General features: G+C 65.3%; 20 protein-coding genes. 3 read left to right on the top strand and 17 right to left on the bottom strand.

The annotated features are described in order from the left end of the window. Positions 1–100 precede the first annotated feature (100 nt). The 12 genes from ACQPZ2_RS01690 to glf all read right to left on the bottom strand — a co-directional run bounded on the left by ACQPZ2_RS01690 (position 101) and on the right by glf (position 15,426). The gene (locus ACQPZ2_RS01690) at positions 101–1,090 is read right to left on the bottom strand and encodes a cutinase family protein (protein ID WP_433523988.1); all 990 of its coding nucleotides are present in this window, start codon (positions 1,088–1,090) and stop codon (positions 101–103) included. After that, positions 1,087–1,611: a DUF732 domain-containing protein gene (locus ACQPZ2_RS01685; RefSeq protein ID WP_433523987.1), complete on the bottom strand. Its 525-nt coding sequence runs from the start codon at positions 1,609–1,611 to the stop codon at positions 1,087–1,089. The genes ACQPZ2_RS01690 and ACQPZ2_RS01685 overlap by 4 nt, the downstream gene beginning before the upstream one ends. 102 nt (positions 1,612–1,713) lie before the next feature. Then, positions 1,714–3,516, bottom strand: coding sequence for an alpha/beta hydrolase-fold protein (locus ACQPZ2_RS01680; protein WP_433527713.1), 1,803 nt, complete (start codon positions 3,514–3,516; stop codon positions 1,714–1,716). Between the two features lie 210 nt (positions 3,517–3,726). After that, the gene (locus tag ACQPZ2_RS01675; RefSeq protein ID WP_084508382.1) at positions 3,727–4,764 is read right to left on the bottom strand and encodes an alpha/beta hydrolase; all 1,038 of its coding nucleotides are present in this window, start codon (positions 4,762–4,764) and stop codon (positions 3,727–3,729) included. A gap of 339 nt (positions 4,765–5,103) precedes the next feature. Then, a complete protein-coding gene (locus ACQPZ2_RS01670) occupies positions 5,104–5,376 on the bottom strand; it encodes a hypothetical protein (protein ID WP_433523986.1) in 273 nt (90 codons plus the stop codon). 411 nt (positions 5,377–5,787) lie between these two features. Next, positions 5,788–6,891 (bottom strand): alpha/beta hydrolase, encoded by a 1,104-nt coding sequence (locus ACQPZ2_RS01665; RefSeq protein WP_433523985.1) that lies wholly within the window; start codon positions 6,889–6,891, stop codon positions 5,788–5,790. A 454-nt stretch (positions 6,892–7,345) separates the two neighbouring features. Next, positions 7,346–8,353 carry an alpha/beta hydrolase gene (locus ACQPZ2_RS01660; protein WP_364480166.1) on the bottom strand — a complete coding sequence of 336 codons (1,008 nt, stop codon included), beginning with the start codon at positions 8,351–8,353 and terminating at the stop codon, positions 7,346–7,348. A 323-nt stretch (positions 8,354–8,676) separates the two neighbouring features. Then, positions 8,677–10,620 (bottom strand): flagellar motor control protein ZomB, encoded by a 1,944-nt coding sequence (gene zomB, locus ACQPZ2_RS01655; RefSeq protein ID WP_433527712.1) that lies wholly within the window; start codon positions 10,618–10,620, stop codon positions 8,677–8,679. A gap of 7 nt (positions 10,621–10,627) precedes the next feature. Beyond that, positions 10,628–11,560 (bottom strand): decaprenyl-phosphate phosphoribosyltransferase, encoded by a 933-nt coding sequence (locus tag ACQPZ2_RS01650; RefSeq protein ID WP_063039856.1) that lies wholly within the window; start codon positions 11,558–11,560, stop codon positions 10,628–10,630. A 1-nt stretch (position 11,561) separates the two neighbouring features. After that, complete coding sequence (locus ACQPZ2_RS01645) at positions 11,562–12,107, bottom strand: phosphatase PAP2 family protein (RefSeq protein ID WP_387295948.1); 546 nt, start codon at positions 12,105–12,107, stop codon at positions 11,562–11,564. An 80-nt stretch (positions 12,108–12,187) separates the two neighbouring features. After that, positions 12,188–14,119: a glycosyltransferase gene (locus ACQPZ2_RS01640; protein ID WP_433523984.1), complete on the bottom strand. Its 1,932-nt coding sequence runs from the start codon at positions 14,117–14,119 to the stop codon at positions 12,188–12,190. Positions 14,120–14,196: 77 nt separating this feature from the next. Next, the gene (gene glf / locus ACQPZ2_RS01635; protein WP_433523983.1) at positions 14,197–15,426 is read right to left on the bottom strand and encodes a UDP-galactopyranose mutase; all 1,230 of its coding nucleotides are present in this window, start codon (positions 15,424–15,426) and stop codon (positions 14,197–14,199) included. A 201-nt stretch (positions 15,427–15,627) separates the two neighbouring features. Between glf and ACQPZ2_RS01630 the strand changes: the two genes are divergently transcribed. Further along, the gene (locus tag ACQPZ2_RS01630) at positions 15,628–16,833 is read left to right on the top strand and encodes a hypothetical protein (protein ID WP_433523982.1); all 1,206 of its coding nucleotides are present in this window, start codon (positions 15,628–15,630) and stop codon (positions 16,831–16,833) included. Positions 16,834–16,840: 7 nt separating this feature from the next. Here the strand turns inward: ACQPZ2_RS01630 and ACQPZ2_RS01625 are convergent, their stop codons facing one another. Together ACQPZ2_RS01625 and ACQPZ2_RS01620 are read right to left on the bottom strand one after the other, a co-directional pair. Next, complete coding sequence (locus tag ACQPZ2_RS01625; protein WP_433523981.1) at positions 16,841–17,512, bottom strand: enoyl-CoA hydratase/isomerase family protein; 672 nt, start codon at positions 17,510–17,512, stop codon at positions 16,841–16,843. 102 nt (positions 17,513–17,614) lie between these two features. Continuing rightward, the gene (locus ACQPZ2_RS01620) at positions 17,615–18,337 is read right to left on the bottom strand and encodes an SDR family NAD(P)-dependent oxidoreductase (protein ID WP_433523980.1); all 723 of its coding nucleotides are present in this window, start codon (positions 18,335–18,337) and stop codon (positions 17,615–17,617) included. Positions 18,338–18,441: 104 nt separating this feature from the next. On the opposite strand from ACQPZ2_RS01620, the gene ACQPZ2_RS01615 reads away from it, so the two are divergent. Beyond that, positions 18,442–19,068, top strand: a complete 627-nt coding sequence (locus ACQPZ2_RS01615) for a TetR/AcrR family transcriptional regulator (protein WP_433523979.1) — start codon at positions 18,442–18,444, stop codon at positions 19,066–19,068. 93 nt (positions 19,069–19,161) lie between these two features. On the opposite strand, the gene ACQPZ2_RS01610 is transcribed toward ACQPZ2_RS01615, so the two are convergent. From ACQPZ2_RS01610 to ACQPZ2_RS01600, 3 genes are all read right to left on the bottom strand, one after another. Continuing rightward, positions 19,162–19,713 carry a hypothetical protein gene (locus ACQPZ2_RS01610; RefSeq protein ID WP_433523978.1) on the bottom strand — a complete coding sequence of 184 codons (552 nt, stop codon included), beginning with the start codon at positions 19,711–19,713 and terminating at the stop codon, positions 19,162–19,164. Between the two features lie 147 nt (positions 19,714–19,860). Further along, positions 19,861–20,622, bottom strand: coding sequence for a MerR family transcriptional regulator (locus ACQPZ2_RS01605; RefSeq protein WP_433523977.1), 762 nt, complete (start codon positions 20,620–20,622; stop codon positions 19,861–19,863). A gap of 68 nt (positions 20,623–20,690) precedes the next feature. Then, positions 20,691–21,617, bottom strand: coding sequence for an EamA family transporter (locus ACQPZ2_RS01600; RefSeq protein ID WP_433523976.1), 927 nt, complete (start codon positions 21,615–21,617; stop codon positions 20,691–20,693). Positions 21,618–21,687: 70 nt separating this feature from the next. On the opposite strand from ACQPZ2_RS01600, the gene ACQPZ2_RS01595 reads away from it, so the two are divergent. Further along, complete coding sequence (locus tag ACQPZ2_RS01595; RefSeq protein ID WP_433523975.1) at positions 21,688–22,224, top strand: MarR family winged helix-turn-helix transcriptional regulator; 537 nt, start codon at positions 21,688–21,690, stop codon at positions 22,222–22,224. The last annotated feature ends 131 nt before the right edge of the window (positions 22,225–22,355 follow it).

The raw sequence follows: 22,355 nt of genomic DNA, 5'->3' as shown, positions 1-22,355 counted from the left end.
CGATCATCAGGCGCACTTTACAGCGTGCGACGCAACTCCAGTACGGTTGTCGCGGTCCGCCCGCTCGAACACAGGTTGTGACCGCGTCCGCTGTGCGATCTCACGAATGCACCGGGTGTGGTGCTCCTTCTATCAAACCGTTGGCCCAGTTCACCGTCCACTGTGTCGCAGTGGTCCCATCGCCGTCCACCACGTAGCCGTTGTAGAGGCTGTGCACCGGGTTACCGACCGCGCGGACCAGGGTCAGCACGCTGCCGACGATGTTCAGGGGACTCAACGCATCGCGCGGCGAATCGCAGATCATGTCGCCGGGCGCGCAGATGGTGTAGGTGCGATCGGCGAGCGAGCCGAAACCACCCGAACGCGCGCCGGTCATCGTGATCCCGGGCACCTTCAACCCGTTGAGCGAAACCTCGGCGCCGACTCCGGCGGGCGCGGTGCCGACCTGGATGGCCTGGCCCGGTCCGTTGTCACCGGTGCGGCGGCCGTCAGCGATCAGCATGACGCCGAGCACCTTGTCCGCGGGTACCGGTCCCTTGCCCGCGCCGATCTGGTTGGCGATATCGCCCGCGATCACCGCACCCTGGGAGAACCCGGCAACCACATAGGTGGTCAGTGGACAGTCGCGATACCGATTCGCCATCGCGTCCTGCGCGCGCTGCCAACCCTCGGAACGGCTGTTGTTGTACGACTGCTGGCCGTCCGGCGGAATCGCGATCGGATTGGAGAACTGCGCGACGTACGGAACGGTGTAGACATCGAGCCGTCCCTCCGGGAACTGCTGCGATACCGGCCCGGAGACGTTGAGCATCAACGAGATCGGATTGGCCGTCGGATTGTGCGGATCGTCGTTGCTGTTCGATTCCCAGGTACCGGGTATCGAAATCATCTGCACGTCGGGACACCAGGCCGGCTGGGAGGTCGGCGGTGTCGGCGGCGGCTTCGGACCGGGCTTCGGCTTGCGCAGCGGTCCGGCGAGCACGAACCACAGCAGCAGCGCGATGACGACGACGAGCACCACCAGACCGATGAAGAGCAGGCACCCCGCCGGTTTTCGGGACCGGCGGGAGGCCGAACTGCGCACACTCACTGGCAGTACGTCGACTTAGCCGTATCGATGTAGATCTTTCCGGCCTGCTCCACCGGCATCTTCGCCGGATCGAAGGACGGATCCGATCCGGCCATCGCGGTGGCGAAGGTCATCAGATCCTGATCGGAGGCATTCGCCGCGACGCCCTGGCAGACGTAGGTGCCGATGCTCAGCGCGATATCCGGACTGGAGGGGGTGATGCCCGCGGCCTTGAGCGCGTCGAGGAACTTCTTGTCCTTATCGGTGAGCTTCGACGTGTCACCAGGTGCGGCATTGGTCGGCACGGGCTGGGGGCGCTCCGGCGTCGCCGTATCCGCGGGCGTCTCGGGGGCCTGCGACGGCTGACCGGTGGCACCGCTGGTCGGGGCCGGGGTCGAGGCGGAGGTCGTTGCCGCCGCCGTGGTGTGGGACAGCGTCGGCGTGCTCGACACAGTCGAATCGTTATTGCCACAGGCGGCGAGCAAGCCGGTAGCGGCGATCCCCACGACTACGCCGATAACCTTTCCGCGGGTCCGATGCATGAATTCGTGTCCTCGATCTGTTCGCTAAGGGGACGGGTCGCCACCCAGGCTAGAGGAAAGCCGAGCATAGGTGCAGGCGGTCGGCAAACAGACCGGTTGGAATTAAATGCCGTGGACTTCGGGTTTGCCGTCGCGCACCGTAATGAATCCGGTCTGGAAATTCTGCTGGCTACCCCCCGGAACGGCGAACTCGTCACTTGTCGGGTACCCGAGCCTGCCGTTCTCGTAGCCGACCACCGACCACATATCCATGATCGGACCCGAACGCACCGGCCACGCACCCGACAGCGGGCTCCAGTAGATATTTCCGCCCTCGAACTTGGAGTAGCGACCGAAATCCTTGCTCGGGGCCTCGTCGGCGGTGGGGAAGCCGAGTTGGCTGTTCTCATAACCCAATTCGGCGTACTTACCCAAGATCATTCCCTGCACATGATGCACACCGGTCTTCGCGCTGTAGTAGAAGGGACCGTTTTCGAAGGACTGGACCACACCGTCCTTATCGGGGGCCTTGGTCTCCGGTCCGGTGGGATATCCGGCCGGGCCGCGCTCGAAGCCCTGCCGACCCCATTCGTCGAGAATCGCGCCGCGCACCACCTGGGCGCCGGTCCGCGGGGTCCAGTAGAGCAGGCCGTTCTGGAATGCCTGCATGCGTCCGCGGCCGTCCGGCAGCCCGCGTTCGTCATCAGCGGGCAGGCCGAGCGCACCGCCCGGGCCGAGCGCGGCCTGGTAGCCGCCGCCGATCATGCCCGCGACCGCGTGCGCGCCGTCGGCCTGCGAATAGAAGACCCGGCCGCCCTTGAAGTCCTGTGCGGTGCCGCCCGCCACCTGGTACTCACCGGTAACGCATTCGCCGAGCCAGCCGTTGCCGCTCGCCAGGGCGGCGATCGCGCCGCCGGTCTGGCAGGCCGGTTTGTTCGGGTCGACCCCGAGCGCGGCAGCGGCCTGCGGCCAGGACTGACGCATTTCGAAATCCCAGTACGGCCACGAATGTGTGCCGGAGGGACGGTAATTCACCTGGGCCGGGATGGACAGCTTGCCGAGTTTGGTCACGAAGTTCTGCGAAGTCAGCCGGGATAGGATCTCCAACCCCATGCCCGCGTAATTGGTGCTGACCCCGGGAATACCGCTGGCCTGGTCGAACGGTCCGATCGAGCCGTTACCGCTGGAGATATACAGGCTGACGCCCTTGAGCTTGTCCGCCAGCGCATACGGGTCGTGGCTCTCCCACTCCGGACCGCCCGGCGGACCCCACATGGCGGCCGAATCGAAGCCACCCGCATCGTGCATGGCGTACTGGATCGCCTGCGGCATCCCGAGGGTGGTCGTAGTGAGCACACCGGAGTACGACGCGGCGTATTTCGCGAAGTTCGGATTGCGCCCGGCCAGGAACATCGCGGCCGTGCCGCCCATCGAAATGCCTTCCATGCCACGCACATCCGTGGTCCGCCACTGACTCTCCAGCAGCGGCGGAAGTTCCTTGGTCAGGAAGGTTTCCCATTTGTAGTTGTGACCGTTGTCGGGCTGCAGCCAGTCGGAGTAGAAACTGGACTGACCACCGACCGGCAGCACGACCGTGACGTTCTTATCGGCGAAGAAATCCACCGCACCGGCGTCGTGGGTCCAGCCACTCTCCTCATCGGTGGCGCGCAGACCGTCGAGCATGAACAGAGCCGGGAACCTGGCGTCCGGATGTGTGTTCCAATCCCGGGCCAGCAGCAGCTGCACCTGGATGGGGGTGGCCATCGATGGCGAATTGATCCACAGCGTCACCCGCCGGTCGGTCAGCCACACCACCCGCTGCACCGTCGCGCCCACAGCGGGTGCGGCGGCGGGCTGAGCGTTTGCGGGTGCGGTGCTCGGGGAAAGCCCTGAGGCGAGTGGGATCGCGATGGCGGTGGCGAGCATCGCGACCCGGCCACGGGTCACACGTCCGCTACGTCGCCCGCGCCACCCACATCTGCCGAATGCAAGTCCTGCCACAAGTGTTTCCTACCCCGGTTGCGGCACGGTTGCGGGTAAGACACGCGGACGGGCTTATCCGCCTGGCGAATGCGAAACGGCGCCGCCGCTTCCGTTCGGAAGCTGACGGCGCCGTTCGGCGTCTAGATCCTTAACTCACCAACCGCCGGTGGCGTCGAGGATGCCGTTGTGGGAGTTCCACAGCTCACCCTCCCAGTACTTCCACGAGTGGGTACCCGCGGCCGGGAAGTCGAACGTGGCCGGAATGCCGAGCGAGGCCAGGCGAGCCTGGAACGCGCGGGTGTTCACCAGCGACAGCGCCTCCAGCGCCATACCGTTGGCGGTGTTGAAGTAGCCGACGGCCGAGTTCGGGTTGTCGTACTGACCCGGCAGACCGCTGGCCGCCGAGATGTACATCGGCAGACCCTTCAGCTGCGGGGCGAACACGAACGGGTCCATCCGCAGCCACTGCGAGCTCCACGGCGCGGCCATCGAGTCGACGTTGTAGCGGCCCGCGTCCAGCATGGCGATGCGGATCGCCTCACGCATGCCCGGCGCGGAGATGTTCAGGTAACCGGAGTAGGACGCGGCGTACTTGAACTGGTCGCGGTGGTAGGCGGCCAGCGCCAGCGCGGCCGAGCCACCCATCGAGAGGCCGACAACCGCGTTGTTCGTGCGCGACACACCGTAGCCCTCGAGGAAGGCCGGGAGTTCCTTGGTCAGGAAGGTCTCCCACTTGTAGGTGGTCTTCTGGCCGTTGGTGTTGCTCGGGCTGTACCAGTCGGCATAGAAGCTCGACTGGCCACCGACCGGCATGATCAGCGAGATGTTGTCGTTGCCGAACTGCTGGAGGGCGTTCGTCTCGAACGACCACGCATTGCGGTCGTCACGTGCCCGCAGGCCGTCGAGCAGATACAGCGCCGCGTTACCGCCGCGCGCCGCCCACTGCACCTGGACCTTGATCGGACCCATCTGCGACGGGACCATCAGGTCCTCTAAGCCGCCCGACGGCGTCCGCAGCGCGGGGCCGTGCACCGGCGCGGCCAAGGCAACGGTCGGGCCCGTCACGCCTGCGGCGATCGGTAGCGCCAACGCCGCCGCACCGACAGCCAGAATTCGATTCCGCCAACCACGAGGGGTACCTCGCCGTCCCGACTTGGTTCTCTTCGGCGCGGCCGCCCTGCCGAAACGCATGAATCCTGCTCTCTTTCTGCTGTTGTGGTGTTGCCCGTAGCCCTTGCGGGCCGGGCAGCACCCGTGCTGCCAACGAGACGCGCGTCACATGCCAACCGGTACCCGACATTCCGGCACAAGAGACGGCGCTACAACGATCTGGTCACACTTGCGCTCGCTGGAGGTTATTCGACGTGCGAAGCCTTAGCAAGACCGGGGTATTCGAGTGGCCGAATTCCGCCCGTTCACAAGCTGTGATCGTGCGGAGACCCTATCGCGTTCGTGCGGAGATGTCGTGTCGGAACGGGAATTTCGGACAAAGATTAGGGGGTCACTAGGGAGTCCGAATCCTGACCCCGGCTACCGGCTCGGATCCGGCCGCAGCTCGAGCACTCGATCAGCCCAGTAGTGCCGGGCGTGCACGCCGACCGCCGGGCAGCGGAAGACCGCGTTCGTCGGGCCGCGGAAATCCAGCCGGACCTGCCGCAGCGCCTCGCGCATGCCGTGCGCCGAAATATTCAGGTAGCCCGAATACGAACCTGCATAGCGGAATTGGATTGCCCGCCGATCGGAATGACAACGTTGATATTCCACTGCGGCAGCACCGAGGAGATCTGCCAATACGAATGCCACCCCAACCGCCGAGCTCCGCAGCCAGCCACCGGCAACTATTCAGCGCACCCTGCGATGCCGCAGCGATTCGACCTTTCGCCCGTGCGAGCACTACCGCTCGCCGCTGTCGAGCATGAGGATCAACACTCGACACCGATAGTCCCGCACAGGAGGTCTCGGCGTTATTACTCTTCTACAGGCACGTGCTCGAACCAGAAGCCGCCGCGATGTCGGAGTCCGGGGAATCACCGAGCGAACTCTTACACGAACCTTCGCCGGGCATGCGGGACCGAAACTCTCTAGCCAGCGATCATCCAGCCAACCAGCGGGCAAATGCTCGATTCGGACCAAAACAAAGCCGCCCGGTCCGTGCACCGGGCGGCTTGTGCACCGCGACACATACCCGCGGGAGCGATCGCGGCGGCCGATAACTCAGCCGATATTGGCGGACATGTCCGGAATCATCCGATAGGCCTCGTCCTGCCAGTTGGTCCACGCATGCAGACCGGCGGGCGGGAACGAATACACCACGTTCTGCGCCCCCAACGACATCATGCGGACCTGAAATGCCCTGGTATTCGCCAAGGCGAGCGCCTCGAGCGGCGAGCCCCTGAGGAGACGATCCGCGGCAACCGGGAATGGAATATTCAGATCCTCGGGCATCGGCAGCGCACTACCGGCGGCGACCCACACCCGGGTGCCGTTCTGGATCAAGCGCGGCGCGAAGACGAACGGATCCATCCGCAGCCACTGCGGACCCCACGGCGGCGCCATCGAGTCCACGTTGTAGCCGCCCGCGTCGACCATCGCCGTCCGAATCGCCTCCCGCATACCCGGCGCCGAAATATTGAGGTAGCCCGAGAACGCTCCGGCGAAGCTGAACTGGTCCGGATGATAGGCGGCAAGCGTCAGCGCCGCACTGCCACCCATCGAAAGCCCGAACACACCATTGCGATTCGGGTTGAAGCCCAAGCGATCCCGCAGCGCCGATCGCAGCTGCTGAGTCAGGAACGTTTCCCAGTCGTAGCGATAGCTCTTCCCGGGTCCTGCCAAAAAGGCTTCCGTCGCACCGGATCCGGTGGCCGAACCCATCGAACCGGGCGTGACGCCGAAGAAGTTACTCGGCGCATTCCAGTCCGCGTAGAAGCTCGACATGCCGCCGACCGGCATGACCACATTGATATTCCAGCTCGCGAGGATCTCGGGGACGTTGGTCTCGATCTCCCAGCCATTGAGCGTTTCCGGTGCCCGCTGGCCGTCGAGCACGTAGGCGACGCGGTTGGTATTGCCGTCCGCAGCGCGCAGCACCCGGCTCTTGATCGGACCCATCACCGGGGAATCGACCCAGAAGTCGAAGGCCGCCGGGTTGAGGCCCGCCGATGCGATGGCGCCACTGCCCGCTAGGGAGATCCCGAGCGGCAACAGCATCGCCGTCGCCACACCGAGCACCCATTTCTTCGCCCAGGAACCACCGGCCGCCCCGGCCGACGAACTGGCCGAACTCCCGGGCCCACGTTGCCAGCGCACACTTCGCATTCGACTCGACCTTTCGTCCAGACGGCCAGTCGGCAAATTTTTAGCAATTTCGACTGACGCCTCATCGGGCACAAAGACAGCCAACCCTGTCCAAAACAGACATACCACCTGCATACATACTGGTCGCACATCAATCTCCAGCGAATGCTTCTATGTTGCTGAAAAGTGATCCAACCCACAACTATCGAAGGCATCCAGCAGCTGATTCGTTGTCAATGGGGGTTTCGGACGGATGCGAGCAAACAAAAACCGCCTGGTGTGCGAACACACCAGGCGGTCAGATCACCGCACTACCAGCCCAGCTCGGAGCGAGTCTTACGAGCGACGTTCGCGGCCCGTCTCGCGTCCGAGTCGTCGAAGCGCATGCGACGAAGTCGCGAGTCTCGACGGCTCGGACGCGAGACACCAGGGGGCCGCGAACACGCCGCGCGGAGCGCGGCCATCCAATACAGCTTTACCCGATGTTGGCGGAGAGATCCGGGATCATGCGGTAGACCTCGGACTCCCAGTTGTGCCAGTTGTGGATGCCCACGGACGGGAAGCTGTAGGTGACATTCTGCGCACCCAGCGTCGCCATCCTGACCTGGAAGGCCCGGGTGTTGACCAGTGCGAGCGCCTCCAGCGGCGTGCCCTGAATGACGTCGATCGGCGAGCTCGCGTCGGACGGACCGGGCAGTGCGCTGCCCGCGGCCACCCAGAGCCTGGTGTTGTTCCGGATCAGCTGCGGCGCGAAGACGAACGGATCCATGCGCAGCCACTGCGGGCCCCACGGCGGCGCCATCGCGTCGATGTTGTAGCCACCCGCGCTGATCATCGCGACGCGCAGCGCCTCGCGCATACCCGGCGCGGAGATGTTCAGGTAGCCGGAATACGAACCGGCATAGACGAACTGGTCCGGATGGTAGGCCGAGAGCGTCAGCGCGGCGCTGCCGCCCATGGACAGACCGAAGACACCGTTGCGGGTCGGGCTGAAGCCAAGGCGATCACGCAGGGCATTGCGCAGATCGCTGGTCAGGAAGGTCTCCCACTTGTAGGTGTTCGACTTGCCGAGGGTCTCGTTCCAACCCGAGGAGCCGGTCATCGCGGACCCAGAGGACGAACCGTTGGCCGAACCCGACGAACCGGTGCTCAGGCCGAGAAAGTTACCCGGCGCGTTCCAGTCCGCGTAGAAGCTGGACGGACCGCCGACCGGCATGACGACATTGATATTCCACTTGGTCAGCTCACGGGCGACCTCGGTCTCGATTTCCCAGCCGTTCAGGTCACCGCGGGCCCGCATACCGTCCAGCGCGTAGACCACGCGCCCGGTATTGCCGTCCGCCGCGCGGAAGATCCGCGACTTGATCGGACCCATGCTGGAGTCGACCCAGAAATCGAAACCGTCCGGGTTGAACGCGGCCGACGCGGAACCCGCCGGACCTGCTACTGACACCCCGAGCGGCAGCAAGATAGCCAGCGACATCAGCACCGACCGCTTGAGCCACGAACCGGCTCTACGGGTTTTCAGACGTCCATTCCGCGTCTTTTGCCCGATCACGCCTCGCATCTGGTTTTCGGCCTTTCGTTATGCGGTCGTACTTCGACCGCGTCTCTGCGTTGACCACTGGATGGGCCCATGTCGAATCGGAAGCCCCAACGGGCGTTCCCACGTACCATATCGCGACATCGATGCGGTGGCGTTATCAAAAAGAGATAAAGCGATATGCGCCACGTTTATTTGCCCTGGTCAGTGAAAGAACTGGGACCCACGGAGATCCATGGGCCCCGTGTGACAGGAGTTGCGTCCTACCTTTGCGGTTGAGGATACGGATCCACCAGTCCGCACCGCTCGATCTCGTACTTCGGCACGCGATCGATCCGGTATTTCGCGAAGTGCAGTGCGTGGATCAGGTTGTGCTTGAAGCGACCCCAGGTGAGCGGATCACGGTAGGAGATATTCAGTGCCACGGTGTCCGGGCAGCTCATGGCGGTACGCGCCTGGGTGACCCACTTCTCGTCCATGTACCAGGGCATCCACGGATGCCGGTCGACCATGCCGGTATCCACCACGACCCAGTCCGGATACAGGCTCTTGTCGTGGCCGATCCGGCCGTCGGTGAGCCGGTCGGTGTGCGCGGCCAGCGGATAGGCCAGACCCATCTGGTCGATGACGCGCACGTCCAGCGGGACGTTCATGCTGGTCATGCCCAGATTGAGGAAGTAGACGGTATGCCCGGCGCCGCCGTCGGGAATCGGCTGCGGCGGGGGCGCGACGTACCAGAACATGAACGACGGCGAGTTCAGCAGCAGACCGCCGTCGGGAGTCTCGGCGATGTTGTTCACCATGGCCCGCACGCGCGGGTAGTCCAGGTAGTCCTCGGCCAGGATCGGATGGTCGTGGCCGGTATTGAGGACGTAGTAGACGCGCTCGTCGACGATGCCGGAGGCACTGATCTTGGTGCCGGTCTTGATGGCCGTGGTGTTGGCCGCGAACAGCGCCCAGCCCGCGGTGCCGAGCAGCGCGAGTGTGATCACCGCGAAGGACCAGTCCCTCGCAGCGACCGCGCGCAGACCGCCTTGGCGGTTGAAGGAGGCAAGCTGCAGCCGGATCGGCACCACGGCGACCGGCAGCAGCAGGCAGAACAGCTGCGGCAGCAGCATCCGGCCGTGCATGAAGTCACCGCCGACGCGCAGGGCGTAGATCGTGAGGACGAATCCGCTGCCGAGCATGAGCGCGACCACCGCACTCGGCGAGTGCAGCCATTCGCGGACTCGGCGCACCGTCCAGCCGCGCTCGTCGGTCGCCTTGTCGGCACGCGCCGAGCGGCCCGCGACCACACCGAGGACCAGCAGCACCAGCAGCGGCACCCACAGGTAGTACGGACCGACCAGATCCCAGAGGTATTTGAAGCCCTGCCCCCACTTGGCGCCGCCCGCATCCTTGGCGACGGCGGTATTCGGATAGGGCAGGCCGTAGTAGCCCATCCGCCAGACCTGGTAGCACAGCGGCACCAGCCCGGCGGCGGCGACGATCAAGCCGCGCAACACGATCGGGTGCAGCCGGGACTGCGGCATCGGGGCCAGGAAGATCATCAGCAGCGACAGCGCGCCGACCAGCGTCATCTCCGGACGGATCAGCGGTGCGAGTCCGGCGAGGAAAACCAGCCCGAACAGCGCGGGCAGCTTCACCCGCTCGGTCTGACTCCAGCGCACCAGTTGCCACCACAGCAGGCCGAGCCAGCAGATGACCAGACCGCTCTCCAGACCGGAGGTTGCGTAGTCACGGGCGGGTGGCAGGGCGATGTAGACGAATACGCCCGCGGGCAGCAGCAGCGCCGATTCGGTGCCGCCCCACAGCCGCGCGGCACCGAGCATGGCGAAGACGATCGCCAGCATCGATACCGTGAGCGCGACGCCGAGTACGACGTACTCCAGCCTGGCCCTGGTGAGCCAGCTGAAGAACCACACCAGATAGGTCCATGCGGTACTCGTGTTGGTCTCGACGCGCTCGCCCTCGTTGAAGACCGGCCCGTTGCCCGCCAACAGATTCCGCACCGTGCGCAGCACGATGAGGCCGTCGTCGGCGATCCAGCGTCGCTGCCAGGCGCCGACCGAGAATAGTGCGACGGTGAGCGCGATCCCACCGACGAAGGTGGCTCGGGATAGCCTGGCGAACCGCAAGGCCGAACGAGCCGGCCCTTCGGCCGGCTCCTTCGTCACTTGTTCTGTTCGCTCCACTCCCTCTACCAGCAGTTCGTCAGGTGAGATAGACAGCGACACCTACCGCTCCGATCCAGGCGATTGCGAGGAACTGGAGGATGCGATCCCCCAGCGCGATCTCTTCGGGTTCACCGGCCTCGCCGCCATCGACGTCGACCGCGTAACGCAGGATTGCGATGGTAAACGGAATCATCGAGATTGCGAACCAGTTGGTGTGCTTGAGGCTGTCCTGTTGGAACGCCCACAGACCGTAGAACACCACCACCGCGGTCGCGGCGAGAGTCCAGATGAAGCGCAGATATGTCGGTGTGTAGTACTCCAGCGACTTGCGGATCTTGGCGCCCGTGCTCAGCGCGATCTGCAGTTCGGCATAGCGCTTACCCGCGGCCATGAACAGCGAGCCGAACGCCATGATCAGCAGGAACCATTGCGACAGGTCGATATTCGCGGCCGCGCCACCGGCGACCGCGCGCAGCAGGAAGCCGGAGGACACAATGCAGATGTCCAGCACCGCCTGGTGCTTGAGGCCGAAGCAATAGGCCAGCTGGATGCCGATGTAGACGGCCATCACCACGGCCAGATGCCAGGACGCCAGGAACGATCCGGCGATCGAGCCGACCAGCAGCACCACCGAAAGCAGGTAGGCCAGATTCACCGGGACCACGCCCGCGGCGATCGGGCGGTACCGCTTGGTCGGGTGCGCCCGGTCCGCCTCCACGTCGAGCGCATCGTTGACCAGGTAGATGCCCGAGGCCGCCATGCAGAAGACCACGAAGGCGATGCCGACATGGCCGAGCACGCTCAGTTCGGTCGCGGTATCCGGACCCGCGGCCAGCGGCGCGGCGAGCACCAGCACGTTCTTGACCCACTGACGCGGACGGACCGCCTTGAACAGCCCGCCGCCCAGTGTCTTGGGCGGACCCTTGACTACTGCTTCGGCTAGGTCCGTGCTGGTCGGCTCTTCACTCATGTCAACGAACGTCTTTTCTTGTGCGGTCACTATCGAGTCTCTTTTCGGCGGCAAGCACAACAGCGGCGGACGCGGCGCCGAGCGCGGAACCGGCGAGCACGTCGGAGGGATAGTGCACCCCGAGCACAACCCGGGAGAGCAACATCGGTGGGACGAGCACCGCAGGCAAGGGTAGCCCGGTGAGTCTGCCGAGCAACACCGCCGCTGCCGTGGTCGAGGTCGCGTGTGAGGACGGGAAGCTCAGCTTGCTCGGCGTCGAGACGTTGACCTGCACCGATGGATCATTGGGGCGCGGACGCCGGACGATGCGCTTGATGACGATCGATGCCGCGTGCGCGCCGACCGCGCCGACCGCGACCCCGGCCCACTGCCTGCGCCGCGGTTTGTCGACGAGCCAGCCCGCCGCCGCGATGCCGATCCAGCCGAGCGCGTGCTCACCGAAATGCGACATGCCGCGCGCGGCCTTGATCACCTCGGGCTTGGTGCCGATGGTCGCCTGGACCGCGTTGATGATCTTGACCTCGGGCGGCTGGGGCGCCGACGGCACCGCCGATACCGGGCCGCTGTGACCGTTCGCACTCGAGTGCACCGCGGTGTTGTCGTCCGCGGCGGTGGCTTCCAGACTCACTACTGCTCATCCTTCGTATCGATACCGAAGACGTTTTCCCAAGCCGCCGTGCTGGTCAGCGTCGGGTGAGCGGCGCGGTAGCGCTGCTGCATCTCCGGGAAGCGGGCCGCCAACTCCTTGCGCAGCCGCATGGCCTCCTTGAACAGGCCAAGGGCCTGACGCGGATCGCGCTTACGGTAGACCACGCCGCGGCCGTCCGCGGTGGTGACGGTGACGCCGTCGATCTGCGACAGCAGGAACCAACGGGCGTCCAGCGTAGGCACATTCAGCTGCGGACGCTCGTGATGCTCGGCATGTGCCGGGCGGAAGTTGTGCATGACGCCCTTGGCCAGGCGGACCACCTTGGCGATCGGATTCGCCGGTTCACCGACCGCGCCGACGCCGATGTGGCTGGCCAGCGGCAGTTCGGTGGACGACGGCAGGATGACCGCATCCGGGTACTGCTTGCGCATTTCGTGCACTACGCCGAGGGCGCTCGGCAGCAGTTGGAACAGTCGCTCCGGTCCGGCGAGGAAGTCCTTGATCGCCAGATTCTGGATGGCGACCGTCGAATACTCCAGGCAGAGCAGGTGTTTCAGGGTCGCTTTGACGGTGTTGACGACCATGCCACGCCCGTTGCCCGGCATGTGCAGCGAGGCGACCACCAGGCGGTTGCGCAGGTGGAAGTACGCCTGCCAGTCGATCGCGTCGTCCTTGTCGCTCCAGGCCATATGCCAGACGGCGGCGCCGGGCAGGGTGACGGTGGAGTAGCCGTGATCGCGGGCGCGCAGCCCGTATTCGACGTCGTCCCACTTCAGGAACAGCGGCAGCGGCTGACCGATCTCCTCGGCGACCTGGCGCGGGATCACGCAGGTCCACCAGCCGTTGAAGTCGACGTCGATGCGCCGGTGCAGCAGCTTGGAGTTGTCGCGGTCCTTGAGCGGGTACTTCGAGAAGTCGTGGTCGTATTCGACATTCGGCGCGGAGGTCCACATGAAGATGCCGCGATCCACGACCTCGCCCATGCTGTGCAGGTGTGAGCGCTCCTGCAGATTGAGCATCTGCCCGCCGACCAGCATGGGTGATTTGGCGAAGCGGGCGAAGGCCAGCGCGCGCAGGATCGAATCGGGTTCGATCTCGATATCGTCGTCCATGTAGACGATGTATTCGGCGTCGGTGGTTTTCAGCGCCTCGTACATGACCCGGCTGTAGCCGCCGGAACCGCCCAGGTTGGGCTGATTGCGAATGGCGAGCCGGTCGCCGAGCACCGCGGCGGCCTCGGCGAAGCCGGGCTCGTCGACCACCTTGCGGTTGCCCTGATCGGCGACGATGACCGCGGCGATCTTCTCCAGCACCAGCGGGTCCGAGCCCAGCGCGCCAAGGGTTTTCACCAGATCGGTCGGCCGGTTGAAGGTCGGCATGCCGACCGCGATGGTGCCCGCACCGGGCGCCTCGACCGGCGCGTACCAACCGCCCGCGAGCAGCGTGACTGCCGTATCGGTGGTGATGTCGAACCAGATCCAGCCGCCGTCCTCGAACGGGCCGAGATCGGTCTCGAATTCCACGTGCACCGATTCGGTGCCGGGCGCAACCGCGAATTCCTTGCCCTGCACGTGGATTCGCGAGCCGTCCGCCTTCGAACGGTAGACGTCCACGCGGCCGTGCCCGGCGAGTTCCAGCCGCAGCACGACCGAGTTCAGGATGCTCCAGCGCCGCCAGTAGCTCGCGGGCAGCGCATTGAAGTAGGTGCAGAACGACACCTCCGACTCCGCGCCCACCGACAGCGAGGTACGGGTGGTGGCGTGCGCGCGCCGGGCATTGGTCGGCGACTCCTCCAGGTAGAGGGTGCGCACGTCCAGCGGTTCACCCGGCCGAGGCAGGATGATGCGCTGCAGCAGCGACTTCGCGCGGGTTTCGGTGGTCATATCTTCCAGGATCGATTGGGAGGTCATTCGTCGCTTTCAGCGTCAGTGCGGGACACCCGCACCCGGTCGGCTTCGATGAGCGGGGCTTCGCCAGTGTCGCTCATCTACGCCTCCTGGTCCGCAAGAGGTTCGCCCGACTCCAGGTGCGGCCGCAGGACATTGTCGAACATGCTGAGCGCGCTGCCGATCGCCATATGCATATCCAGGTATTGGTAGGTGCCGAGGCGACCACCGAAAAGCACCTTCGCCGCTGCGGTTTCCTTCTTCGCCAGCGTCCGGTACGCGGTGAGCTTGGCGCGGTCCTCCGGTGTGTTGATCGGGTAGTACGGCTCGTCACCGGTCTGCGCGAAACGGGAGAATTCACGCATGATCACGGTCTTGTCGTTCGGGTAGCTTTCGCGCTCCGGATGGAAGTGCCGCGGTTCGATAATGCGGGTGTAGGGCACATCCGAATCGTTGTAGTTCATCACCGAGGTGCCCTGGAAGTCACCGGTTTCGAGCACTTCGGTCTCGAAATCGATGGTGCGCCAGCCGAGTTCGCCCTCGCTGTAGTCGAAGTAGCGGTCCACCGGTCCGGTGTAGACGACCGGGGCGTCCGGGTTCTCGGCGCGGATCTGCTCGCGCACGTCGAACCAATCGGTGTTCAGCCGGACCTCGATGAGCTCGGCGGCGGCCATATTCTCCAGCCACTTCGTGTAGCCCTCTTTGGGCAGACCCTCGTAGGTGTCGTTGAAGTAGCGGTTGTCGAAGGTGTAGCGCACCGGCAGGCGGGTGATATTGCCCGCGGGCAGTTCCTTCGGATCGGTCTGCCACTGCTTGGCGGTGTAGTCACGCACGAACGCCTCGTAGAGCGGACGGCCGATCAGCGAGATCGCCTTCTCCTCGAGGTTCTGCGCGTCCTTGGTCTCGACCTCCGAGGCCTGGTCGGCGATCAGCTTGCGCGCCTCTTCGGGCGTGAAGTAGCGGCCGAAGAACTGGGAGATCAGACCGAGGCCCATCGGGAACTGGTAGGCCTGCCCCTTGTGCATCGCGAAGACCCGATGCTGGTAGCCGGTGAATTCGGTGAACTGGGTCACGTAGTCCCACACCCGCTTGTTCGAGGTGTGGAACAGGTGCGCCCCGTACTTGTGCACCTCGATCCCGGTCTGCGGCTCCGGCTCAGAGTAGGCGTTGCCGCCGAGGTGGTAGCGACGATCGATCACCAGCACCCGTTTACCGAGCAGATTGGCGGCGCGCTCGGCGACGGTCAGCCCGAAGAATCCGGAGCCGACGACGATCAGATCGAACTGAGAGACGGAGTTTGCGGAGTTACCCGGGGACGATGCGACGGTCACGGGTGCCCAGCGTATCGGAAGTCCGCGCGCGGGCCGGGTGGAGTCGCGACCTGCGCGCACTCGGCGACGGATGCCATCGGAATTTCTCCTGGTGTTTGCCGAAACGAATACGCCGCCGCAATAGAGCCGCTATTACATGCGGACGCGAACTGATCACGTGTCCAGTTCGACAGTCGCCAGCGGCCCGACCCGGAAGACCTGATGATGCGGAAATTCCATATCCCGTTCCTCGCGCTGTTCGCGGTGCTGGGGGCGGCGGTAGTCGTCCCGTCACCCGCGAACGCGGCGGAGTTCGACTCGCTGGCAGCTACACCGGTTGCGGACACGGTGTGCGTCGGGGGTGCACCGACCTTCGACGACATCGTCACCGCCGCCGCGACCGCGCTGCGCACGGCGGTGCCGGGCGAGCAGGTCGCCGCCTTCGACCGTCAGGTCGCCGATTTCCGCGGCACCATCGCCGCGGTGCGGGTGCATCGGGACGGGCTGCCGGTCGCGCCGTCGACGGTGAACGAGCGCACCGAATTCCTCGACGACCCGATCGTCACGTATTTGGTCAACGGCCTCGACGCGGTGCGGACCGGGCGGCTCGACACCACCATGCCGGTATCCCGGCTGACCGTGAACGATGTGATCGAGGTCTTCATCCTCGCGACTCGGATCGTGAAGATTCCTGCGCAGTTCGCGGCCAGTCTGGTGCCCACGGTCGGATTTTTTCTGAAACCGATCGTCGGTGCGGTGTTCACCGGCGTGAAGTCGCTGGCGCGCACCGTGCAGGACTTCCTCGCCGCGAATTGCGCAGCGCCGAACGCGTACCCGAAGCTGGTGCTGGACGAATCCGTCTACACCGAGCACGTCGAATTACCTCGGGCGCTGGCCGATCTCGCCGACACCGTGGTGCGCGCGGACGGAACCTGCACTCCCGTAGCCGAATTGACCACCCGAACGCTGGTCGAACGCACCAGGGCCTTCCTGGAGCAGGCCGATCTGCCGCTGGATCGAGCCGGGCTGAATGCCGGGGCCGAGTCCCTGCAAGGCTTTCTGCGCGACAACCGGGTCGCGAAGCTGGCACTGATGCGCCGGACCGAGGAACTGGGGCCGATCGTCGATGCGCTCGACTACGGTCCGGTGACCTTCCTGTCCAACCTCGGTTTCGATCTGTACGAGGGTAAGGCGCTCGACACCGTCGCTTTGGCGGATGTGCAGGTGGAGAACGCCTTCGACCTGGCCACACTGACATTGGATGTGACGAGTCTGCTGCTCACCGTCGCAAATTTGGCGACGGGTTGGACCGGGGTGAGCGACGCTATACTCACGCCGTTGTCCATCGTGCATACGGTGGTCTTCGCGCCGACTACATACGGTGCACCGATTCTGAAGGGCGTCATGCAGTCCATGTGCGCGGTGTAGTGCCCGTTCACATCGCCAGCGTCGCCATCCCCACGTCTATGCCCATACGCTGCACCGCCTTCGCCTTGGTGCGTATCAGCGCCTCACGCGGACCACGTGCGATATCTCGGGCGAGGCGGCCCACGGCATCCATCAGCTCCGCCGCGGGTACGACCTCCGCGACCAAGCCGATGCGCAGTGCCTCGGCGGCATCGATGCGTCGGCCCGACAGGGTGAGATAACGCGCGGACGCACCGCCGACCAGCTCGGCCAACGGGCGGTAGAGCACATCGGAGAAGGCCTGTTCCGGATGTGCGAAAACCGCTGTCTCCGACGCGATGCGGATATCGCAGAGGGTCGCCAGATCGAATCCGCCCGCGAGGGCCGGGCCGTCGACCGCGGCGACGGTCGGTAGCGGGAAGCGCAGGACGGTGTGGTGGAACCGGTCACTGGAGGGCCAAAGCGCCTGCTGGACAGCGGGATCCGGGGAGCCGAATTCGCGCAGATCGAAGCCCGCGGAGAAGACGCCGCCCGCGCCGGTGATGACGACGACCTTGACCGACTCGTCGGCGGCCAGCGCGTCCAATGCGTCGCTGACCTCGTCGCGCATCGCGATGGACAGCGCGTTCTTCTTGGCAGGCCAGTTCAGTGTCAGCGTCGCGACCGCGTCTTCGGATCGGGAGATTTCGGTGAGTTGCATGCGAATCCTAACTAGAGCGATCGTCATAGTTTTGGGTCCAGATTATGAAGATCGCTCTGGTTGAGCCTTCGAACAGCCGATCCGGCGGGCGCCACCGTAGCACTACTCCGGAAAGCCGATATCCGACTCGACGGTGTCGCGGTCGGTGTACATGCGCCAATAGTGGTCGCCCAGTTCGGCATTGGTCATGCGGACGATCTCGAGTCCGGCCGGGAACAGTTCCGGCTGCTCGTCGACCAGGCGCTCGGCCTTGCTGTTGCCGATCAGCGCGCCGATATTGAGCAGACCGACATAGACGCCGGTGCCTTGCAGTTCGATCGCGAGCTGACGAATGTAGGTGCGCTGCGCGCCGAGTGCGACGCCGAAATTGGACAGATACGGGACCGGATACCTGTCGGCGTATCCGGACGAAAACAGCAGTGCCCCTTCGCCGCGCTCGATCATCGCGGGCGCGAGCGCGCGGGTCATCCAGATCGGTGAGTAGACCTTCAATTCCAGCGGGATGCGCAGGTTGGCGGCGTCGACATCGAGGGTGGTCGGGATGCGATTCACCGCATCACCCGCCGCGCCGTGCATCGCGACATCGATCTGCCCGAACTCGGCCGTGATCTTGTCGACCGCGCTGTACAGCTGCTTTTCATCGGTGAGATCGGCCGGGAAGGCAGCGGCCTCGATGCCCTCGGCGGCCAGTTCCGCGACATGTCCACGGGCCTTGTCCGGATTCCGCCCGATGACCGCCACTCGGAATCCTTCCCGGCCGAACCGCCGTCCGGTCCCCATGCCGAGCCCGGGCCCGAAGCCGAATATCGCGATCGTCTTGGTCATACTTCCTCGCTAAGTTGAGCAGGGGTTCAAGTTAGCTTCGACCGTAGCATTAAGTTGAACCTATGCTCAAGATAAATCGAGTACCGGATTTGTAGGATCGGCGAATGCCCGTGGACAAGCCGTTACGCAGCGACGCCCAACGCAACCGGGACGCGCTCGTCAACGCCGCCCGGGAGGTCTTCGAAGAACGCGGCCTGGATGCACCGCTCAAGGAAATCGCCGCCCGCGCCGGCGTGGCCATCGGCACGCTCTACAACCGCTTCCCCACCCGCGACGACCTCATCGCCGCCGCCGTCGAGGACCGCATCGAAGCGGGCGGCCGCATCGCCCGGGAGGCGATCGAAATCCAGGACCCCTGGGCCGCTTTCGTCTACCTGGTCGAGAAGGTTTGTGAACTCCAAGCCGCCGACCGCCTACTCAGCGACCTCGCCCTGCGCGGCGCCCCCAGCCCCGCGATCGCGCGCGCCCAGGAATACGGCCACGGGCTGATGCGTCAAATCGTCAGCCGCGCACAGGAATCCGGTGCCTTACGCCCCGACTGGGTCCTGGAAGACATAGCCTTCATCACTTGGTCCCACACCCGCATCATCGAAGCCACCGCCAAAATCGCCCCCCAAGCCTGGCGCCGCCACCTCGCCCTCGTCTTGGACGGCCTCCGAGCCACCGCCGCCCACCCCCTCCCGGTACCTCCCATCACCGAAGATCAGCTGATGCAGGCGCTCAAAGGCTAGTACCGACGCATCCGAATGCGCCGGTGCGGCGGAAACAACCTGTGGGCCGAGCTCACTGATACCGAGGGGGGGTTTCGTTCGACGCGAGCGCGGTCAGTAGGTCAGCGCGGGGTGGGACGGGCGAGTGGGGCGGGCGGCGGTCCAGCGAGCGGCGCTTTTGTTGGCACACAGGACGAAAATGAGGAGGGGTTGGATGAGGTCTAGAGCGGTGCGCAGCAGGTCTTCCTGGATCAGGGCGGTGATCTGGCCGACCAGGCCGAAGAAGAAGGACGACGCCCACAGTGGGTGATCGTCGGTGGACCACCAGAAGATGCCGAGGCCGAATTCGTAACCGGTGAGCGAAACGGCAAGTCCGACAATGCCGATCGCGATCGACAGACCGGACGCGACGATCAGGGTGTAGCGCCCGGTCTCGGCTCGACGCCAGAGCTGGACACCGCCGGAGATCATGACAGCGGCCATCAGCGCCGCCCCGAGCGTGGTGAAGATGACGAGCGAATTGTCGAACCGGCTTCGATTGCCGATGAAATCGACGACCAGCCAGGTGCCCCCCACCAGGCTCCGCAATCCGTACAGCACCGCAAGCGCCGCGCCGATCATCGCGACCGCCCCACTCGGCGGCCGATCCCCACTCCGGTAAAGCATCGTCGGCACTCCTCCCCACCTGGTTGTGGACGATCCGATCCTACGGCCGCAGACCGGTCTCCGGCGTGCTGTCGAATTGCCCCGCCACGAGGGCCCCGGCGAACCCGGGGTAGGGCGTCCGCTGGATGCGGACGCCCTACGCTGTTGTTATCGCAGGTTGGCCTCGGCGTACGCGTTCATCGCGTCGCGCACGAATTCGGTTGTGCCCTCGCCGTGTACGTCGTAGTTGGCCGCGAAACGCGGGTCGGCGACGTACATTTCGCCGAGTCCGGTGAAGTACTCGTACGACGGGCGGCGCTGCGAACCGACCCCGATCCAGTCGTAGTGCCGCGCGACGACGGCTTGGACCTCGTCGCTGTCCGGGGCGAGTCCGGCGGCGTGCGCCCGGCCGTAGTCGGCGGCGATATCCAGGTGGGTCTGGAAGTGCGCCTGTTTATCCGCCTCGGTGAGCGAGCGCCACCAGCGGTCGCCGCTTTCGTAGGCGGCCTTGCCCCAGCGTTCGATCACCTCATCCTTGTACCGAGTGTGGTCGAAACCGTCGAAAACCTCTGCTGCCATGAGTTGTTCACCTCGTTCCGTCTTGTGCAGCGTGGTGGTCACCGACTCGATCTGGCGCCGGATCCGATCCTGTTCCTGCCGAAGCAGTTCCAGGTGCGCGCGCAGCGCGGCGGCGGTGTCCTGTTCGCCTGCGAGAACTTCGGCGATGACCGGAAGGCCGAGGCCGAGTTCGCGCAGCAGCAGGATGCGTTGCAGCCGAACCAGAGAGTCCTGGTCGTAGTAGCGGTACCCGTTGGCGCCGATCCGGCTCGGCGGCAGCAGCCCGAGCTGCCCGTAGTGGCGCAACGTTCGGCTGGTGGTACCGGCCGCCTTGGCCAGATCCTGGATGGACCATTCGGTGCCCGTTCGCATGACCTGTTCTCCCTTCTTTCTCGTCGGTACAACCAGCTTGCAAGTTGACGTAACGTCAAGGTCAACCCTTAATGTACGTCCACCGACACTCGAGGTGTGACCACGGCAGGTTCGATCCGCGGCTTTGCGGCCACCTGACCGAGCAACGTGCCGCCGAGCGCGATACCGAGTCCGACCACTTGCAGCGGGCTCAGCGCTTGGCCGAGCGCGATCCACCCGATCACAGCCGCCGATACCGGGCTGAGCAGTCCGAGGAAGGCGACCGAGGTCGCGGGCACCTTGGCGATGCCGCGGAACCAGAGGAAGTACGCCAATGCGGTGCCGATGACGCCGAGGTACAGGTAGCCGCCGACGGCCCGGCCGTCGAGTGCGGGCGGCGCACCCTCGATCAGAGAGGCGAGCGGTGCGATGAACAGGCCGCCGGCGGTGAGCTGCCAACCGGTGATCGCGAGCGGTCCGACACCCTCGGGCCGACCCCAGCGCTGGGTGAGCACAGTTCCCAGCGCCATGGACGCCGCACCGGCGAGTCCGGCGATGACACCGACCGTATCGAGCTGCGCATTGGCGCGCAGCACCACGAGTGCGACCCCGAAGACACCGATCAGACCCGCGATCACCTTGCGCCCGTTCGGTTTTTCGGCGAGGACGACGGTCGCGAAGGCAAGTGCGAACATCGGCGCGACCGCGCCCAGAACACCGGCCACACCGCCGGGCAGCCGGTACGCGGCGAGGAACAACAGCGGGAAGAACGCGCCGATATTGAGGACACCGAGGGCAGCGGCGCGCCCGAGCCAGACCCCGCGCGGCAGCACGCGGGTGACGGCGAGCAGCGCGAGCCCAGCGGGCAGGGCGCGCATCAGCCCGGTGAAGAGCGGACGGTCCGGCGGCAGGAATTCGGTGGTCACGGCATAGGTGGAGCCCCATGCGATCGGGGCGAGTGCGGCGAGCGCCAGGGTGCCGGCGTACGAGTCACGCGCGGTGGTGGTTGTTGTCATGTTGGTCGCTCCTCATTGATAATCTCAACGTTGAAATATCTACTCGACGAGATACATCACCGTCAAGTAGATGAATGTTGAGATAATCACTATCGAGAGGAATGCCGTGGCCGACGCGATCGATCTGTTCACCGCGCACTGGAACCGGGAACGGCCGGACGTCGACGTGTCACCGATGGCAGTGATCGGGCGCATCCAGCGGCTTTCCCGCCTGTTGGAACAGGACCTGAAGAAGTTCTTCGCCGGACACGGAATGGAGTTCTGGGAGTTCGACATGCTCGCGACCCTGCGTCGCTCCGGTGGCGCCGACGGACTCACCGCGGGCGCGCTCAACCAGGTCGCCATGCTCACCTCGGGCGCCATCACCAACCGCATCGACCGCCTCGCAGCCAAGGGCCTGGTCGAGCGCGCACCCTGCCCAGAGGATCGCAGAGCAATCCGCGTCCAACTCACCGCCACCGGCCGCACTCTGATCGACGACCTACTGCCCTTGCACATGGCGAACGAGCAGCGCCTCCTCGCCGCACTCGATCAGCAGGACCGCGGTCACCTCGCCGATCTGCTGCGAACCCTGACCGAATCGCTGGGCGATACCGCGTCGTCCTGATTCGACGACTGCCCGACTACGCCCGTCACAACTCCTGTCGTGCAGGCGAATTCGCAAATAGCGGCACCGGCTGAGGCAACCAGGAAAAGTCGCGGCCACCCCGCACCGAGTCAATCGCGCGGAAGCCACGG

This window comes from Nocardia pseudovaccinii (assembly GCF_050942345.1).
Taxonomy (GTDB): Bacteria; Actinomycetota; Actinomycetes; order Mycobacteriales; family Mycobacteriaceae; genus Nocardia; species Nocardia pseudovaccinii.
The sequence above is the reverse complement of the archived record's forward strand: the minus strand, read 5'-3'. Positions and strand labels throughout refer to the sequence as shown.

What these genes read in the sequence shown, in the direction of transcription:
- ACQPZ2_RS01630 (WP_433523982.1), top strand. Translation starts at nt 15,628, where the DNA reads ATGATGCGGAAATTCCATATCCCGTTCCTCGCGCTGTTCGCGGTGCTG.
- ACQPZ2_RS01675 (WP_084508382.1), bottom strand. Translation starts at nt 4,764, where the DNA reads ATGCGTTTCGGCAGGGCGGCCGCGCCGAAGAGAACCAAGTCGGGACGG.
- ACQPZ2_RS01615 (WP_433523979.1), top strand. Translation starts at nt 18,442, where the DNA reads ATGCCCGTGGACAAGCCGTTACGCAGCGACGCCCAACGCAACCGGGAC.
- ACQPZ2_RS01620 (WP_433523980.1), bottom strand. Translation starts at nt 18,337, where the DNA reads ATGACCAAGACGATCGCGATATTCGGCTTCGGGCCCGGGCTCGGCATG.
- ACQPZ2_RS01660 (WP_364480166.1), bottom strand. Translation starts at nt 8,353, where the DNA reads ATGTCGCTGGCTATCTTGCTGCCGCTCGGGGTGTCAGTAGCAGGTCCG.
- ACQPZ2_RS01685 (WP_433523987.1), bottom strand. Translation starts at nt 1,611, where the DNA reads ATGCATCGGACCCGCGGAAAGGTTATCGGCGTAGTCGTGGGGATCGCC.
- ACQPZ2_RS01665 (WP_433523985.1), bottom strand. Translation starts at nt 6,891, where the DNA reads ATGCGAAGTGTGCGCTGGCAACGTGGGCCCGGGAGTTCGGCCAGTTCG.
- ACQPZ2_RS01600 (WP_433523976.1), bottom strand. Translation starts at nt 21,617, where the DNA reads ATGACAACAACCACCACCGCGCGTGACTCGTACGCCGGCACCCTGGCG.
- ACQPZ2_RS01625 (WP_433523981.1), bottom strand. Translation starts at nt 17,512, where the DNA reads ATGCAACTCACCGAAATCTCCCGATCCGAAGACGCGGTCGCGACGCTG.
- ACQPZ2_RS01595 (WP_433523975.1), top strand. Translation starts at nt 21,688, where the DNA reads ATGAATGTTGAGATAATCACTATCGAGAGGAATGCCGTGGCCGACGCG.
- ACQPZ2_RS01650 (WP_063039856.1), bottom strand. Translation starts at nt 11,560, where the DNA reads ATGAGTGAAGAGCCGACCAGCACGGACCTAGCCGAAGCAGTAGTCAAG.
- ACQPZ2_RS01680 (WP_433527713.1), bottom strand. Translation starts at nt 3,516, where the DNA reads ATGCTCGCCACCGCCATCGCGATCCCACTCGCCTCAGGGCTTTCCCCG.
- ACQPZ2_RS01605 (WP_433523977.1), bottom strand. Translation starts at nt 20,622, where the DNA reads ATGCGAACGGGCACCGAATGGTCCATCCAGGATCTGGCCAAGGCGGCC.
- ACQPZ2_RS01640 (WP_433523984.1), bottom strand. Translation starts at nt 14,119, where the DNA reads ATGACCTCCCAATCGATCCTGGAAGATATGACCACCGAAACCCGCGCG.
- ACQPZ2_RS01610 (WP_433523978.1), bottom strand. Translation starts at nt 19,713, where the DNA reads ATGCTTTACCGGAGTGGGGATCGGCCGCCGAGTGGGGCGGTCGCGATG.